General features: G+C 41.9%; 15 protein-coding genes. 1 reads left to right on the top strand and 14 read right to left on the bottom strand.

All coding sequences use genetic code 11. The features are described 5' to 3' along the window. Positions 1–729: methyl-accepting chemotaxis protein (locus J7K40_09535; protein MCD6162639.1), on the top strand; the 729-nt coding region annotated here is incomplete at its 5' end. Between the two features lie 249 nt (positions 730–978). Here the strand turns inward: J7K40_09535 and J7K40_09530 are convergent. The 14 genes from J7K40_09530 to J7K40_09465 form a co-directional block, all read right to left on the bottom strand. Beyond that, positions 979–3,357 (bottom strand): T9SS type A sorting domain-containing protein, encoded by a 2,379-nt coding sequence (locus tag J7K40_09530; GenBank protein ID MCD6162638.1) that lies wholly within the window; start codon positions 3,355–3,357, stop codon positions 979–981. Positions 3,358–3,983: 626 nt separating this feature from the next. Then, the gene (locus J7K40_09525; protein MCD6162637.1) at positions 3,984–5,000 is read right to left on the bottom strand and encodes an SPOR domain-containing protein; all 1,017 of its coding nucleotides are present in this window, start codon (positions 4,998–5,000) and stop codon (positions 3,984–3,986) included. Continuing rightward, a complete protein-coding gene (locus J7K40_09520) occupies positions 4,997–6,145 on the bottom strand; it encodes a tetratricopeptide repeat protein (protein MCD6162636.1) in 1,149 nt (382 codons plus the stop codon). The genes J7K40_09525 and J7K40_09520 overlap by 4 nt, the downstream gene beginning before the upstream one ends. After that, positions 6,142–6,462, bottom strand: a complete 321-nt coding sequence (locus J7K40_09515) for a DUF1049 domain-containing protein (GenBank protein MCD6162635.1) — start codon at positions 6,460–6,462, stop codon at positions 6,142–6,144. Before J7K40_09515 ends, J7K40_09520 begins: the two co-directional genes overlap by 4 nt. Positions 6,463–6,968: 506 nt before the next feature. Further along, positions 6,969–7,472: a transposase gene (locus tag J7K40_09510; protein ID MCD6162634.1), complete on the bottom strand. Its 504-nt coding sequence runs from the start codon at positions 7,470–7,472 to the stop codon at positions 6,969–6,971. A gap of 66 nt (positions 7,473–7,538) precedes the next feature. Then, positions 7,539–8,003 (bottom strand): hypothetical protein, encoded by a 465-nt coding sequence (locus tag J7K40_09505; protein ID MCD6162633.1) that lies wholly within the window; start codon positions 8,001–8,003, stop codon positions 7,539–7,541. Between the two features lie 118 nt (positions 8,004–8,121). Further along, on the bottom strand, positions 8,122–9,666 hold the full coding sequence (locus J7K40_09500) for an acyl-CoA carboxylase subunit beta (GenBank protein MCD6162632.1): 1,545 nt from the start codon (positions 9,664–9,666) through the stop codon (positions 8,122–8,124). Positions 9,667–9,749: 83 nt separating this feature from the next. Beyond that, the gene (locus tag J7K40_09495; GenBank protein MCD6162631.1) at positions 9,750–10,592 is read right to left on the bottom strand and encodes an MBL fold metallo-hydrolase; all 843 of its coding nucleotides are present in this window, start codon (positions 10,590–10,592) and stop codon (positions 9,750–9,752) included. Positions 10,593–10,951: 359 nt separating this feature from the next. Continuing rightward, entirely contained in the window at positions 10,952–12,658 is a 1,707-nt protein-coding gene (locus J7K40_09490) for a PAS domain-containing protein (protein MCD6162630.1), read from the bottom strand. Positions 12,659–12,781: 123 nt separating this feature from the next. Beyond that, positions 12,782–13,981, bottom strand: a complete 1,200-nt coding sequence (locus J7K40_09485; protein ID MCD6162629.1) for a type II secretion system F family protein — start codon at positions 13,979–13,981, stop codon at positions 12,782–12,784. A gap of 19 nt (positions 13,982–14,000) precedes the next feature. After that, complete coding sequence (locus J7K40_09480; protein MCD6162628.1) at positions 14,001–15,089, bottom strand: type IV pilus twitching motility protein PilT; 1,089 nt, start codon at positions 15,087–15,089, stop codon at positions 14,001–14,003. A gap of 47 nt (positions 15,090–15,136) precedes the next feature. After that, positions 15,137–16,834 carry a type IV-A pilus assembly ATPase PilB gene (gene pilB, locus J7K40_09475; GenBank protein MCD6162627.1) on the bottom strand — a complete coding sequence of 566 codons (1,698 nt, stop codon included), beginning with the start codon at positions 16,832–16,834 and terminating at the stop codon, positions 15,137–15,139. Positions 16,835–16,852: 18 nt separating this feature from the next. Then, positions 16,853–17,341, bottom strand: a complete 489-nt coding sequence (locus J7K40_09470) for a roadblock/LC7 domain-containing protein (protein ID MCD6162626.1) — start codon at positions 17,339–17,341, stop codon at positions 16,853–16,855. A 20-nt stretch (positions 17,342–17,361) separates the two neighbouring features. Continuing rightward, positions 17,362–18,021 (bottom strand): hypothetical protein (locus J7K40_09465; protein ID MCD6162625.1); only part of this gene is annotated, 660 nt, incomplete at its 5' end.

The following is an 18,021-nucleotide window of genomic DNA, read 5'->3' as shown; positions in this document are numbered from 1 at the left end:
ATGACTGCCACAATAGTTGAAACTTCCAAAAATACCGGTGAAGTTTCTGAGAAAACTCAGGAAACAGCAACAAAAGCGCAAGAGGGAAGCAGGTTGGCGGATGATACCTCGCGAGGCATGGAAGAGATTGCAGAATCTTCCAATGTTACCGCTCAAAATATAGATGGACTGGCGGAAAAAGCTACCGCTATCGGCGAGATTATCAGTGTAATTGACGATATCGCCGACCAAACCAACCTTTTGGCATTAAATGCCGCTATAGAGGCAGCTCGCGCCGGTGAACAGGGACGCGGTTTTGCCGTTGTTGCCGATGAGGTTAGGAAACTAGCGGAGCGCACAACAACAGCTACTAAAGAAGTGGCTGAAACTATCAAAGGCATTCAGAATGATGTTAGCACTGCCAACCAACAGGTTAATGATTCCAAGCAAATTGTTGAAAGCGGCAAAGAACTGGTTCAAAGTACCAGCAATTCATTAAATGAGATTTACAGTGCTATTGAAGCGGTTCAGGATATGATGAGACAAATAGCCACCGCCTCCGAAGAGCAGTCATCCGCGGCTGAACAGATCTCGAAAAATGTCGAAAACGTCGATAGAGTTACCAAGGAAACCGCCGCCGGCACCGAACAAACCGCCGCCGCCGCCGAACAGCTCAACAAGCAAGTCGAAGAGTTAAGGAATATCATTAGCGGGTTTAAACTTCGCAAAGAGGTTAAAGTAGAGGTATAATCATGGTTGATGAAATCAGGCAAAAAAGGATTACTGCTGACATCGAGCAGATGGTGATATTCAACCTTGGACAGGAAGAGTTAGGAGTCAATATACTAAGAGCATATGCAATTCGCCCCGCGCGCTGATGTATATAATGTTAGGCTTATTGCTAAAAATCAACAGTAAAATCCGGGCTTAGACAAAACGGCGGCAGAAAGTAATTTTCTGCCGCCGATAGAAAAAGATTGATAGATGTGAGTATCAAGGCTATTTCAAAAGCGTCATGCTCTTTGTCTCAATATTGTCGCCTGCTTGAAGTTTGTAGAAATACATACCGGAAGAAACATTGTCGGCATTCCAGATAACCTGATGAATTCCCGATGTCTGTTTCTCATCAACAAGAGAGGCAACTTTCCGTCCCAGAAGGTCGAATATATCGATACTAACCTGTGAAGCCTCGGGCAAATTGTATTGGATGATAGTCCGGGCATTAAACGGATTGGGATAATTTTGCGATAGCGAATATGCCATCGGGATTATTGACTTAATATCTTCAATGCCGGTTTCATCCTCAGCAAGCCAGTTGAACAGATTAACCGAAAAATCCTCATTATCGGCTTCAATAATATAAGCGTCTTGAAACAGGTTTGCATCGCCCATTACAATTACTTTTGCATTACCATCCGAATATGCTGAGACAGCATGCAATCCGCCGCCGTTGGAAGCAATAGGCATGGAGGGTGAGGTGACGTTGATTGCTCCTCCACCTACGAAATAAATTTCCGATACGCCTTCAAAAACCTCATGTTCTTCAAGGTCAGAGATGTTTGGACCAATTGTAGTATCTCCACAAGTTACTCCAAATGCTTGGGAAACCGGATTAATATTTCCATTTGGACATCCGGGATTATCGCCCATGACTAATAATCCGCCGCCATTTTCAACAAAAGCTTCAATTGCGTCCACTTCACTTGACGAATATGCTGAACTATAGGCAGTACCCCAGCTTACAACTAAAACGTCATACATTGACAGATCAATATTTTCGACTCCGGCATCTGTGGTAATAATGCTGTGGCCATGCGGCTCGATAAGAGACTGCATTATAGCATAGCTAAAGTCTGGTGAATAGGAATCCATATATACTCCATGAGTAATATCCCAGATTATATTATCTGAAGGAGTCTGTATAAACCAGTCGAAAATATTTATAGCAAAAGCCTGGTTTTGGGAATAAGATAATTGGGTATTATCAAAGCAGTTTAAATCTCCCAAAACAACAACTCGCCCCGAACCAACCTCTGCGGCGGACACTACTGCATAAGATTCATAACTGGCAACAACGCTTGAGGGGGCAATTACGCTGATTTCACCTCCTATTCGGAAAAATATTTCTGATATGCCGTTAAATATAGCATGGTCTTCCAAGTTGGTAATATATAAATCTTCCGGACTAATTGAAGAAATTCCACAAGTTGTTCCAAATTCTTGGGAAACAGGATTAATATTATCATTTGGGCAACCAATGTTGTCACCCATTACCAATAAGCCGCCGCCATCCGCTACAAAAGCCTGAATTGCGGCAACTTCGCTTGGAGTGTAAGCTTCATCCCAAGCAGAACCAAGACATATGACAATTGCGCTATAACCGGATAAATCTACGTTGTCTAATCCGCTAGCTGTAGCAGCAATTCCATGACCCTCTCCGGCAAGCAAAGCAGCTAAGTCAGAATAATAGCCGGATGGCTCATAGGAAAGATAAACACCATGTGTCAAATCCCAAAGAATATCGGCATCATCAGAGTGAGCCAGCCAGTTAAATATATTGCCAGAGAATGCTTGGTTTTGCGAGATGCCATAGTAGCTATTTTCAAAACAGTTCAAATCACTTAGCGCAACAACTCGCCCGGCGCCAACTTCAGCCGCCGCTGCAACTCCTTGACCAGCATCAGAATAAGCAACCCATTCGGCAGGTCCGGTAATTGCTATATCGCCGGCGGCTCTATAGTAAATTTCGGTTATACCATTAAAGATAGGGTGGTTTTCAAAATCGCTAACATAAAGATCAAGAGGATAAAGATAACCACCAAAATTCATTCCAAATGACTGTGCCATCGGATTTATATTGCCAATAGGACAAGCACTATTATCACCCATAATAAACAGTCCGCCGCCGTTATTAACAAATGCCTCAACAGCGGCAATTTCACTTGGTGTGTAAGCCCCATGCCAAGAGGAACCAAGGCTAATAACAATAATATCATATTGAGATAAATCTATATTATTCAAACCAATTGAAGTGGTATCCATTGTAAAGTCTAAGCCATCAAGATATGCAGTAAGATTACTGTATAGGCCATAAGGATCGTATCCATAAGTAACGCCATGCGTTAGATCCCAAAGGATATTACCGCCGCGGGTATCAAGCGTAACAGGATTAGGGTTGATGTAGTCTCTAATTGTTGAATCATAAATTGAGGCATCATTTTGATTATTGTCGGATGCCTTGTTAATGTTGACATCATTAGCCTTATTGATGTTGAAATCATAGGCCTTTGATGTTGTGGGGTCTATAGTTGTCGCTTGCGTAATTCCAATTAAAGCGACAAAAACGACCAGTGAAAAAATTGTTACCATTTTCCTCATGGTACTCTCCTTTTGTTTAGGTTCACTTCTCTCTAATAATCTGGTTACTATATTATCCAAAATTTCTCATTAAAAATAATTAATATTAGTAATTTTAGATAATATATTATAAATTTTATTTATTGCAAGCATTATTACCTTATAATGTATAAAAAAATATATTAATATTTGTGTATAGATTTTATACATTAAGCGTATCCTTTTCAATTTCAAGCAGTTAAACTCGCAGGGCAAGTATTACCGCTGAAGATGCTTCTTTCCTACCAGCGCTATGACATCGGGTTGGGAGACCCGACAACACGCAAATATATGCTTAGTCAATGGATTAATTATGCGGTTGTCAGAATTAACTTTTGACAACACCGGAAGCCCAATATGCAGGATATCAGGGACTTCCTGCCCTACTATGCTAATTGGTGCACGAGGACGCATACCAACCACGAAACACTATAACGCCAATAATAACAGCAATACAAAGCATTTAATAGACGGGTTTTTCAAGCCCGCTCCGACCCTGAAAAGGTTGGTTATTACTTCTATTGTTAAACATGTAAATAAACATAACTGCTTAGAGTTGGTTATTAAATCGGTTTATGGATATGAGGTTTTAAGATATGCTAAAAACATCACCGCTTGATGATGAAATACTTCTCCCCTATCGCGCGCTCTAAACGCTTCTTGACGAACTCCGCCTGCTGTTTGGATTGATAGCCGCCTACCATTACGCGATGGAATTCCTCGCCTCCTTCGATGAAAACCTCAATGTAAGCCTTGTAGCCGCTCTCCTTATACAGCGTTGACATCCTGTCGGCGTTTTCTCGATTGTGGAATACGCCAACCTGAATGAAATAGCCCGAACTGCGCTTGATAGCAGGCTCATATTTTTCCGGTTTAGCCGAAATTGATTCGGCAGTATCCCTGCCGGAATTTTCTATAACCGGACTATCCGGTTGATATCGTTCGTTGTACATGTTTGCATACTCGCGGGAGTTGTCCTGCTTGTTCTGCTGTTGGGCGATATCCTGCAGTCCCAGAAGAGCCGGGGCAGATATGTCATGCTCTCGTTCCGGCTCTATCAGTTCGGTGTAAACCGACTCAGCCTGATTGTAATCTTTTAGCGATGCGTAGGCATCCGCCAAACCCAGCTTTGCCCAGTTGTAAAATTGCTCCAGCTTGTCTTTAACCTCTGAAGATTCTTCGCTTTCATATCGGTCGGTGATAGCCTTGAAATCATCGGCGGCAAGTTCGTATTCATCCGACATAAGCAGACACTTGGCCGCTAAATAGGACGCCTCATCCCAGAACGGCGAATCCTGGTCGATATTTTCGAAAAGCTTGTTGGCAGTTACATATAGTTTTTGCGCTAAATAGTATTTGCCGAGATCAAGCTTCGCCCAGTCGACAAGACGGGAATTGCCCGATGATTTATTGATAAAATCCTTGAAATAGGCGGCGGATGTTTCGCCGGATTCCTCGGTTTTCCCCTTAACGAAAAGATATTCCGGCTCATCCGGAGTGTTTTTATAATTGTCGATGAGGTATTGATAAGCCTTAGCCAGCTGGCCATTCTCGATTAAACTGTCAACCTCGGAGGCGGAACATAACACTGCGGAGAAAAGGATAATTATTAAGGATAACCTCATAATCTTTTATACGGTCCAACCCGCTTGCAGTTCGGACATACTATTTCCTGCTTGGCTGTTATATTTCCGCAATGAGGGCATTTGTATTGCTGTTTTAACGATGGCCATTTTTCCTGTATGGTTTCCAGCACCTCAATTGCTTTTTCTTGCTGGTTGTTGTTCAGATAAAGCTCAGCCAAACGGGTTACAGCCACTGCCTCTTTAGACTCGGCGTTTAAGGCCGGCGTTAATGTTTCAATGGCGGCGGGGATATTGCCTTTTTTCTCCTCGATACCCGCCAGCGCTTTAAGGATATTTAAATCATCCGGGCAGTTTTCTAAAACCTCCCTATAAGTCGTTTCAACATCCGAAAAACGCCCCAGCTCAAAAAATGTCTGCTCTATCTTGCGAGTTGCCTGATAAAGTTCAGAGGGAACATTAGCGGCGAGTTTCTTATAAAAATTAGCGGCGTCGTCATTTCTGTTTTCAGCCAGATACGATTCGGCTATCATAATATAAGCGGGCGCGAATTTACTGTCATATTTAAGCGCTTCCTTGTAGGCTAAACGGGCTTTGTGGAACTCGCCCTCATTGAACAGGATATTGCCGTTTAGGTGACGGTAAACCGCCAGCTTGTGATACTGGTCTTTCGAATGCAAAATGTTTTTTCGCGTATTAAATGCTTTCTCCCACTGCTTTGTTTTCTCGTAAACTTCAAGCATCTTCTCCTGTGCCCAGTTTTTAAATGAGGCGTCCTTGACGAGCTTTTCGAGGATTTCCAAAGCCTGCTCGTATTTTTTTGCCTGAATGTAATCCTCGGTTAAGCTTTGACGTATCATCGAGGTTGTATTCTGGTCGATATTCTTGCGAATCAGCAGTTCACGATGCACCTGAATTGCTTTCTCGAGATGGCTCCGTTTGCGGAATAAATCGCCGAGCTTGAGATAGGCGTCGATGTTGCCGGTGTCATCCGCCACCGCCTGTTTTAGTTTGACAAAAGCGCCGTCATCATCGCCGGCGATAATCGCCTTAAGACCGTCGACATAGTTATGTGGGAAAGTTTTCTTACCTTTGGAACTTCGCCTTTCGAGAGAAAATATCAGCAATATAAACGCTAATACAAGCGGAATAACAAGCCACCAGTAAGCCGATAATGTTTCGCTCATTCTTTATCTTCCTCCGCTTCCTCCTCGATTTCCTCAAGCGGCAGATTGCGCAGGGTAGTAATCTCCTGAGTTAGGGTGCGGTTTATCTTTCGTTGGCTTGAAAGCTGTCCCATAATCCTGAAATACTGGATAACTGAAATCGCAAACCAGAAAATCAAGCCTAGGCAAAAGGCGATATAAACTACATAAATCAAAGGAACATTTTCATAAGTTTGATTGGCGATGTTGATAACGGTTCTCTGGTACGAATTCTGAATGGTAAAGCCCAGAAGACCAATTATCAATAGTGCGGCAACAGCATAACGGATTATCCACATAAGAAACCTCCTAAATTTTGACTAAATCATAATATTTTATACCGTTTGAGTCAATATAAATAACGCGGGTGTTGATAAAAAGTTGCCGGTGTCAGGATGTTGTCCGCTGTGGCGTCCGCTGTGGCGTCCGCTGTGGCGGATTACCTACAAGTTGTTGTCAGAAGTAACTTCTGACAACACTGAAGCGTACCCCAGCTTCGCAGTAGAGAAAGACGTCTGCCAGCCGCCGAGTGACGTGTTTGTGGTTGGTGTATGTCCCTCATGCACCAACAGCCATACGGGTCACAAGCCCCTTGCCAATGTCGTCAGGAAATCCGCCTGGGCGGACTGACGACGCGGGAAATAGTCAAGACCACAAGTCCGCCTCAGGCGAATTGACCTACAAGCTGGTGTCAGAAGTAACTTCTGACACCACATCCTCAACATCCATTTCCTTGTTCACAGGAAGTTACTCTCTTGCACAGTAGGAAGTTTCGTCCTTGTGCAGTCGGAAGTTACTTCCGACTTCAATCTGGCATAGATTCATAATATAAATATTGCCAATCTTCAGGTTCTGATACTAAACCTGCTCTTACTGGATTATAAATAATATACCTCATTTTAACCAAAAATACTTTCTCTGTAAATATCTGTAAGTCATCAAATCTGGGTTGCCATAATATGAAAGAGCGATTTGATTTGGATGGTACATGTTTTTGTAATTGATTATATATAGCAATATTATTTCCTTTAGCAAAATAACGCTTTATAGCTACTGAAGTATATTTTTTAAAGTCTCTCATTATATTTGAAATTTTCGTGTTTTCGTTTAGAGTTAGTATTAAATGAATATGATTTGGCATAATAACATAGGCATTATTATGAAATTTAAACTTTCTTTGGCAAAAATTTAACGAATCAATGATAATCTTTGAACATTCCGGATCATCGAAAACTTTTACGAATCCAATCACCGATGTTGTTATGAAATAACATCCGCCTTCTAAATTCTGTCTATGTCTCAATCCCATGTTATTATAATATACTTCTCACGCAAAAGTTGTTGTCAGAAGTAACTTCTGACAACACGTTAATCGCTAATCTATCAAACCCCAATCTGAGTTTATCTGTGCTGTGTATATATCTTGTCGCATCCGTAACGCAACCATTCCTATTTCTTTTTTTAACTTTTTTAAGGATTTTTCATCATGTTCTTTGCCTATCAGTTTTTCAACTTTGTTTATTTGCTCTAGTACTTCAATTGAAGAAAAGAATGATAGTTTCTTTAATTTGTACAAAATATTTTCCATTTTATCTGTATCCTTATCAGTTTTGCCATTAACTACTATATTTTCAAACCAATGGACAATATCGAAAAGTAAATTTGATATTTTTTCATACCTATCAATTTTAATTTTTGCTATCTGAATACGATATTCATAGCGTATATGTATTTTTTTTATAATATATAAATAGACTGATTTTATTCCCTCTAATACAATCCATCCACCTATCATCAATAAACCGACTATCCATAAGGGAACACTCATATTAGCTTCCATATTTACTCCTTTACTTTTTTATCAGTCATGCTGTTGTCAGAAGTAACTTCTGATAACACCGAAAGAATCCTTATTTATGTGCAGTTGGAAGTTACTTCCGACTGCAATCACATCCCCCCTACAACGGAATATTCCCGTGTTTTTTCGGCGGGTTCTGGTCGCGTTTGTTTTCGAGCATGCGTAATGCCTTTATCAAACGCGGGCGCGTGGTTTCCGGCATGATAATATCATCGATGTAGCCGCGTTCGGCAGCCTTAAACGGCGAGGCGAATAGTTCACGGTATTCCTCCTCTTTCTGCTTAAGCAATGCCTCGGGGTCATCAGAGGCGGCAATCTCCTTTTTGAAAATAATCTCAGCCGCGCCCTTGGGACCCATCACCGCGATTTCGGCGGAGGGCCAGGCATAGTTGATATCGCCGCGGATGTGTTTCGAGGACATAACATCATAAGCGCCGCCATAAGCCTTGCGTGTGATGAGGGTAATCTTGGGCACAGTCGCCTCGCAATAGGCATACAGAAGTTTGGCGCCATGCTTGATTATGCCGCCATGCTCCTGAACCGTGCCGGGCAAAAATCCGGGCACATCCTCAAATGTAATTAGCGGAATATTAAAACAATCGCAGAAACGAACAAACCGCGCCCCTTTAAGCGAACTGTCGATATCCAGCACACCAGCCAAATGAGCCGGCTGGTTGGCGATTATACCAATCGGTTTGCCCCCAAGACGAGCGAATCCCACTACGATATTCATAGCATAATCGGCATGCACCTCAAGGAAATCGCCATTATCGATGACTTTCATGATGACATCTTTTATGTCATACGGCTTATTAGGGTTCTCCGGCACGATAGTATTTAAGGCGGCATCAATTCGGTCTATCGGGTCGCTGCATTCGATAACCGGCGGGTCTTCCATGTTGTTCGGCGGGAAAAAGCTGTATAATTTGCGGGTAATCTGCAAAGCCTCGACCTCATTTTCGCAGGCAAAATGCGACACTCCCGATTTGGATGAGTGAGTATCCGCGCCGCCAAGTTCATCGAATGTTACATTCTCATGGGTAACGGTTTTTACCACATTGGGTCCGGTTACAAACATAAATGATGTTCCTTTTACCATGATGGTAAAATCAGTAATAGCCGGTGAATATACCGCCCCGCCGGCGCAAGGACCTAAAACTACCGATATTTGGGGAATAACTCCGGATACAAGAGTATTGCGTAAAAATATATCAGCATAACCGCCGAGAGATACAACGCCCTCCTGAATGCGGGCGCCGCCGGAATCGTTAAGCCCGATAACCGGCGCGCCGACTTTAAGCGCCATATCCATAATCTTGCAGATTTTCTCGGCAAATGCCTCCGATAGAGTGCCGCCAAAAACCGTGAAGTCCTGGCTGAATATAAATACTAAACGACCATCAATAGTACCATAGCCGGTAATAACACCATCGCTGAAATATTTCTCCTTTTCGAGTCCGAATTCCTTGGTGCGGTGAGTAACAAACATGTCGAATTCCTCGAATGAGTTGTCATCTAAAAGCAATTCGACACGTTCACGGGCGGTTAATTTCTTTTTCTTGTGTTGATTATCGATTCTTTTCTGGCCGCCGCCGAGCTTGGCAGCATTTTGCATCTTTTTTAATTTAGCAAGTTTGGCTTCAATATCCATGTATATATCCTGTTATTTGTGGTGTTATTATTCATTTTACGATTATCTCTTAAAGTTATGGTTTAAATACGAACGATTTATCCGTCAACTTTTTCCAGAGTGATTTTTCCTTTCTCATCAGCTTTTAATCTGGCGAATTTAAACTCAATATCATGATCAAATGCCAGAATCCAATCCTCTTTAAGCATCTTCTCATGCAGCCAGCGTTTCTGATTTATAGTCGCTGTAGGGTCAAGATCGACTGCCGATACGTACGGGATTTTAATGTTGTACCGAAGCGGTAAAATATCGCTGGGGTAAATTATATGCTGGCCATCGCCATCGATAATGACACCCTGCATACCGGGAGTATGGCCGCCTATAAGCTTGATTGTAATATGCGGGAAAAGCTCGGTATCGCCATCCAATAGCTCCAGCCTGCCGGATTCCTCGAAAAGCCTGAGCTTGTTTACTAAATAAGTTGCCGCCGTTCGCTCGTTGGGGTTCATGGCATCCTGCCATTCACGTCTCTGGACATAGTATTTCGCCTTAGGAAAGCGGAGCTGTAGTTCGCCATCCGGGCTGTGTTTTAACGCGCCAAGAGCATGGTCAGCATGCATGTGAGTGAATATTACACCGGTTATAGCCTCCGGCGCGATATTATTTTTCTTGAGTTCGCTGTCTAATTGAGTGGGATTTTCCAAGCCGAAAATCTTTTCAAATTTAGCGCTGAGTATATCGCCGAAACCGGAATCGACAAGCAGGGTTTCGCTGTCGGTTTTTACAATCAGCGGATTGATATCCAGCGGAATTCGGTTGTAATCATCGGCAGTTACCATCCTGCTCCAGATGACTTTGGGAATGACTCCAAACATCGCCCCGGCATCAAGTTTAAACCGGTTTTCAACTATCGAGATAATTTCAATATCACCAAGTTTCATTAAAGCACATCCTTCTATTTACTATATTTGGCAAACATTACCGTATCATACTATACAAAATAATACCGCTGATATATGAAAAAGTACATCAGCGAAAATCCTGTTTAATTTAGTTTTAATATAATTGAATTAAACGGGAATAATCAACTGTTAATATAATTGGAGTTTCATCGAAATTTTTTAATCTATCGTAATAACATAGCTGCTGCTTGAAATCTACTCGAAATCGCTTGTCTGCGCCTGGCAACAAAAGGGCATCCTACGCGTAGTTGATACACAAGGACGTACGCCAATCACAAATAATAGGTATTTATTGTCAACAATATAGGCTCTCCTCAAGCGAGGCAAACTATCTTGTATCAGGTTGCAGAGAGAAGCGGTTGTTTTTTACTATCCCCTATTCTTTCAATGTTTGCAGGAATATACATATAAAAACAGGTTCCATTGTCGCTGGTATCGAATTTAATCTTGCCATCCAAAGTGTCTACTATGCGCGCCACAATCGCTAAGCCTAAACCGGTACCATCAGATTTATTTGAAAAGAACGGGTTGAATATTTTATCCCGCATACTCGGCGGAATACCTGTTCCATTATCACTGACAGTAATTTTTGCCCAAACCCTGCCGCTTTGTTCAATATGTTGAGTACAGAATATCGATATTTTACCCTTTTTGCCCTCGATAGCCTGAGCGCTGTTTAATATCAGGTTCCAGAGCATCTGCTTGTATAAATCAGGGCCGCCCCTGGCATATACTGTGCTTTTGGGATGATGATAATCAATGGTAATTTCCTCGCCGACATCCGGATGGGTTCCGGCTAAGACTATTAATTCATCAATTACCGGCACAATATCAGTTCTTATCTCCGGCTTTCCGGTAATACGGGCAAATCTTAAGAACTCGGTTATGATATTATTCAGCCTGACGCTTTCTTTAATTATCAACCCCAGCAGTTTCAAGTTCTGTTTATCATCCGGTTTAAGAGAAATTTTTAGAACCTCGACCGAACCTGAAATTGCAGCCAGTGGGTTTCTTATTTCATGAGCGATACCGGCGGATAATTCTCCGATAGTCGCCATTCTGTCGGCATCCCTGAGCCGTTTCTCCATCTGTTTTACCTCAGCTAAATTTTGGAAAACGACAATCACACCTCGTATAACATTGTTTTCATCTTTTAGGACTGAAGTGGAAATACCCAGCGGAGTTATTTTATTATCCACTTTTATTTCAATTTCACCCCTCGTTTCAACATATCCGGTTGTCATAGCCAAATCGATTTTATAGTATAATTCCGGGAATTTTTTTAAGAATATCGATTTGCCGGAGGCATTCCGGGCTAAATCGGGATTTATTTCAAGTATTTCTCCCGCTGTTTTGTTAAAATATCTTAACCGACCGAGCCTATCCACTGTAATCATTCCCGAACTCATATTCTCTAAAATTTCATCTGTTTCCAGTTTTATTTTGCGAAGTTCCCTCGAGGCGAAAATTTGCCGTTCGGCGGCATAGCCTGCGATAAAAGCAATCAAATAAAATAGGCATAGATGTAAAAATATCGTATAAAAAGCTTCATCCGAGGAGAAACCCAATCGCGTTAGTTGAGCTGATGCAAATATACCGGGAAACAATTTCGAAAAATCATAAAGTATCGGCAAGGCATAAAATAAACCGGCGATTGTAGCTGCTATAAGCGTTCCCCATAAACCGTAAATAATCGTGGCTGATACAATCGATAATATAAATAGAATTAGCAATGGTGAAAAATTACCGCCAATTTGATTAACAAGCACTGATTCGATGAAAAACTCAAAAATTATCTGGGTGCCGATAATTATTTTCAACCAATATTCATGCGGTTTATATTTAAAAACTGAAATATATACTAAAAAACCTATCGCAAGTATGCCATAGATAATTAATGTTCTATAGATGAATTCATTTGAGTGAAGGAACATCACAAAAGCCGTAAAGAGAAGACCGTATATTATAAGCCTTAATGATAATATCCAGAAGATTCGTCCGCGCAATTCTGTTGAAGTAAATGATGGAATGAATTTTTCAAACATGATAAAAAAACCGTCTTTTTAGGCAGGAGCTTGAAGCTGTCATACACAGATATGCTTCATAACGGGGACGTATGCCAGCCGCAGCGCCTCCGCCTTTTCAGGCAGGGGTCCCAAATATCAGATTTATGAAATCTTTCCGATAATATCAAACATCGGCAGATACATGGCAATTAGAATGCCGCCAATTACAGCGCCCATAAAAACAATGATAATAGGTTCAATAACCGACGTAAGAGCCGCTACCGCCGCATCAACTTCCTCATCATAAAAATCTGCGATTTTCGACAGCATATCATCCAAGCCGCCGGTCTTTTCGCCAACTGATATCATCTGAGTAACCATAGGCGGAAAAACCCCCGATTCTTTAAGAGGAGCGGTAATTGTTTCACCCTCAGCAATCGAAAGCATTGATTTTCGTATAGCGTGTTGAATAACGAGGTTGCCTGAGGTTTTTGCGGTAATCTCAAGAGCATCCAAAATTGAAACTCCCGATGACAACAGTGTACTTAGGGTTCTGGTAAAGCGGGATATTGAACTTTTTCTAATAAGGTCGCCCAAGAGAGGCATTCGAAGTTTAAATTTATCAAACGCCAGATTGAAATTCGGATTCCTAAGAGCGAATTTGAAGCCAACCAAAGCGGCAATTGCCGCTACTATCATTGTAAGAATATTTGACCTGAGAAACCCGGAGAGATTTAATACCATTTGAGTAGGCGCAGGCAATTCGGCTCCTAATCCACTGAACATTTTGGCAAAAACAGGCACAATAAAAGTCAGCATGGCAAATGTAACGCCGCCAGCGACTACACCTACAACAACAGGATAAACCATCGCCCCTTTAACTTGACGCGCCAGCTTATCTGCTTTTTCACGGTATAACGCCAATCTTACGAGAATTGTATCTAATGCGCCGCCAATCTCGCCAGCCTCGACCATGTTCACATAAAGGTCATCAAACACCTTTTTATGCTTTGCCAACGCTTCGGATAATGTCGAACCGGCTTGGACGGACTCCTTAATTTTACTGGCAATTTTTCTAAATTCTGCCGATTCAAGCTGGTTTTCCAGGATTTCCAAGCATTGAACCATCGGCAAACCGGCTCCAATCATCGTTGCAAATTGTCGGGTAAAGCGAGAAATATCAATTTTTTTGATACCGGTACCGATTTTAATCTGAATTTGCGATGGTTTTTTTGAAATCTTATTGGCTAAGATTTTATTTGATCTTAAAAATCTTTCAAGTTCAGCTCGGTTTTTCGCTTTTCTTTCGCCCTGAACCTCGCGTCCGCTAACTGTTTTTCCTTTATATTCAAAAACTGGCACTTTTAACCTCCGGGTTTAATCAAGTCATACTGACTTTATTCCCTTTAACCGGAACCTTTTTATTAATCATTTCTTCAAGTTCAATCGGAGCGGTCGAATGGCTTACTGCATCATTGATTGTGATTTTTCGATTCGTATAAAGCTCATACAGCGATTGATTCATTGTTCTCATTCCGAATTTTTGTCCGGCCTGCATAAGGCTGTATACTTGATGAATTTTATCATCTCTTATTACCGCCCTTAAAGCTGGTGTCGCAATTAGGATTTCAAGGGCAAGCACTCTGCCGCCGCCAATCTTTGGTATCAATTGCTGGGTAACGACAGCCTGTATTACAAACGAAAGCTGGACTCGCACTTGCTCCTGTTGAGTAGTAGGAAACACATCGATGATGCGGTTCACCGCCTCAGCCGCCGAATTTGTATGCAGTGTTGCAAAAGCAAGGTGGCCGGTTTCGGAAATTATTAAAGCCGCTTCCATTGTTTCGAGATCGCGCATCTCTCCAATAAGAATTACATCCGGGTCCTGACGAAGAGCATATTTCAATGAGGAAGCAAATGTTTTAGTATCCGAATGCACTTCCCGCTGATTGATTATGCAGTTTTTGTGACGATGGAGATATTCGATTGGGTCTTCGACTGTAATGATATGCTTTTGCTGTTCATTATTTATTTTATCAATCAATGCGGCCAATGTTGTCGATTTGCCGGAGCCGGTTGGGCCTGTTACTAAAACGAGTCCGCGCGGCATATTTGCTAATTCTACAATTTGTTTGGGGATACCCAATTCCTCAAAGGTTGGCACTCGATGGGGGATTTGGCGGATAGCCATAGCCACATTACCGCGCTGCATGAAGACATTACATCGAAAACGCGATAATTGTTCAATTCCAAATGATAAATCGAGTTCGGAATTTTCCTCGAATTTCAGGCGTTGTTTTTCGTTCATTATGCTATAGGCAAGTTTTTTGGTATCTTCAGGGGTCAGGTTCTCATTATCGGTCTTAACAATTTTGCCATCGATCCTGATAATCGGAGGCACCCCGACAGTAATATGAAGGTCGGAAGCGTTATTTTTTACCATGAATTCAAGTAATTCTCTTAGAGACAGCATATTATTCCTCTGTTTATATTGTTATCGACAAAAATATATCTATCTTAATCGTCGGATATTGACTGAGCTATCACCTGGTCTAAAGTAATTATTCCGTTTGCCATTTTTTCTAAAGCTGCCGCTCTCAAAGTTTTCATTCCTTCTTTTATAGCTTGTGCTCTTATCTCAGCGGTTGACGATCCCTTAATAATCATCTTTTCAATAGCTGTCGATATCGGCATAACCTCGAAAATACCGGTTCTGCCTGAATAACCGGTGCCGTGGCACTCATTACAGCCGGTGCCTTTATAAACTTTTAAGTTTTTCGACTGATCAGGCGTTAATTCGAGTTTTTCCAATATTTCAGGAGTAATATTTTCTTCTTTTTTACAGTATGAACAGATTTTTTTTACCATTCTTTGCGCCATAATCAACCTTGTGGAAGCACCGATAAGAAATGGGGGCGTGCCCATATCTATAAGGCGGTTGATTGTTGAGGGGGCATCATTAGTGTGAAGCGTCGAGAAAACCAAGTGTCCTGTCAGCGCCGCTTTAATGGCGATATCCGCTGTTTCGCCGTCACGAATCTCACCTACCATAACTATATCCGGGTCTTGCCTTAAAAATGAGCGCAGTGCCGCGGCAAAAGTTAAGCCGATACGGCTTTTCACAAGCACTTGATTAATGCCGTCAAAATTAAATTCCACCGGGTCTTCGGCGGTCATAATATTAACATCCGTTTTATTCAATGTTTTAAGGGCTGAATATAATGTTGTGGTCTTACCTGAACCTGTTGGTCCGGTTACCAGTATCATTCCGTAGGGCGACTCAATAGCATTTTTAAAATTAGTCAATGCTAATTCAGGGAAGCCAAGTTTCGTCAAATCTACCATTAGCGATTTGGGGTCAAGAATTCTCATTACTACTTTTTCCCCGAAAATCGTAGGCAATACCGAAACACGCAGATCAACGGTTCTATCCTTGATTTTTATTTTAATGCGGCCATCCTGAGGCAGCCGACGTTCGGAGATATCCAAATCGGCCATGATTTTCATACGGGATATAATAGCGGGGCGGTATTTAAATGGAATGGGCGCTCGTTCCTGAAGGGTGCCATCTACTCTGTAGCGCACCCGGATTCTCTTTTCATAGCATTCAAAATGAATATCAGATGCTCCCTGCCTGATTGCGTCAGCGATAATAGAATCGACAAGTTTGACTAACGGCTTATCCTGAACCTGTGCCTGAAGGTCGCTTTCTGCTATTTCTTCCTCGGAAACATCGACTACTTCAAGTTCATCATCTATTTCAGCGATAATAGAATCCAGCGCTCCTTTATCCTCATAATAGTTATCAATAGATTTTGATATGACAGATTCGGGAGAAATGACGGGCTGAATATTGCAGCCGGTAATAAACTTGATAGCGTCAAGCACATAAATATTATTAGGATTGGAAATAGCGACAATTAATGATTTGCCGATTTTAGATACAGCTATAACATTAAACTTACGGGCAATATCTTGAGGAATAAGCTTTACAATATCGGGACTTAATTCCACATCGGTAAGTCTGAGGGCGCCGATATTAAGTTGTTTGCCCACAAACTCGCTTATTATGTTTTCGTCCTCTATGGCGCCAATTTTTACAAGAATTTCACCAAGTCTGCCCTCAGAGTTTTCCTGCATTTGCAGAGCTTTACTAAGCTGGTCTTCGCTAATTTTACCAGCTTGGACCAGCATTTTGCCGATTTCAACAGCCATTTATTAAATGACGCTCCATTAATCCTGAAAGATGTCGTCTAATTTGTCCTCGGCAGATGAAGAGAATTCATCATCAAGCTCTAAGTTTGGACCTTCTGATTTCTTGCCGGCATTTGCTAAAATTTCTTGCAATGTTTCGCTAACTTCTTTGGCGTATAATCTGACCATGCCTATAGTAGTACGGTCATCGAAGATTACCACAAGGATTGTGCGCTCGCCAATTAGCGAGATATGGATATGATCTTTTTTTCCCTGATGAAATAGAACTGAAAACTCAGGCTCTCCAACCAATCTGGCAATTTCCTTGGTTGAGGCAAAACTTCCAGCCAGCAGAGCGGCTAATGCGGTCGTGTCGAGAGTGTGGGTAAAGCCCTGACGAGTTATCAGATGACCGTCCTTATCAACCATGAGAGCGCATTTAGCTTCAGCTTCTTTAATCAGGCGGGTTAGCACCCTATCGATCTGTTCGATCTCCTCCTCATAAAGTACCTGATTTTCCTGGGTCACTTAATCCTCCTTATATCAGTTTACTTCTTTTTTTTCTTTAACCAGCCAAACAATTCGAACTTCTTTTTATCTTTAATTTTCTTACTTTCGGCCATAAGCGGTTTAGACAGCATATTGGTTTGCTGTTTGGGGTCAGCTATGGTTGTAGCTTCTTCGTCAAAACGCATATCATCAGATGACAGAGATTCGGTTCTTTGAGAAGTATAAAGCTGCTGAAGTTTTTCCGCATCCAGAATGTCAGGATGATGTTTTATTGCCGCCCCGCTTTCTTCGCTTATGTTTGTGTCATCATTTAAAACCGAATGTTCCGTGGTCTCTTCAATATCATCCTTAGGCGATTCAACTGTTTCTTCCTCAGTATCCTCATCGGTTGTTGACACAACAACATTTGCGCCAAGGCTATCGGGTTCGTTCATTATAGCCGGCTTGCTCGCCGCATCAGAACTGATTTTAGCTGCGGGTTTAACTTCTGTTTCTGGCGGCATTTCCGGCAGGTCGCGCACAGCGGTACTTGTTACATTTACTTTCTGTTTTGCCGCAATTTCATGTTCAACAGGCTTTATAATTGTTTCGTTTTCAGACGCAGGGTGAATGATTGTTTCGCTTTCAGGGGTTGGCGCTATAGTTTCAGGCTTAACAGTTATCGGCTCAGGTTTTGGTTCGGGTGCAGGTTTTAATTC

The sequence above is a fragment of the Candidatus Zixiibacteriota bacterium genome (assembly GCA_021159005.1).
In the GTDB taxonomy this organism is placed as follows: domain Bacteria; phylum Zixibacteria; class MSB-5A5; order UBA10806; family 4484-95; genus JAGGSN01.
Note: the sequence above shows the minus strand (reverse complement) of the source record. Positions and strands in the feature narration are given on the sequence as shown.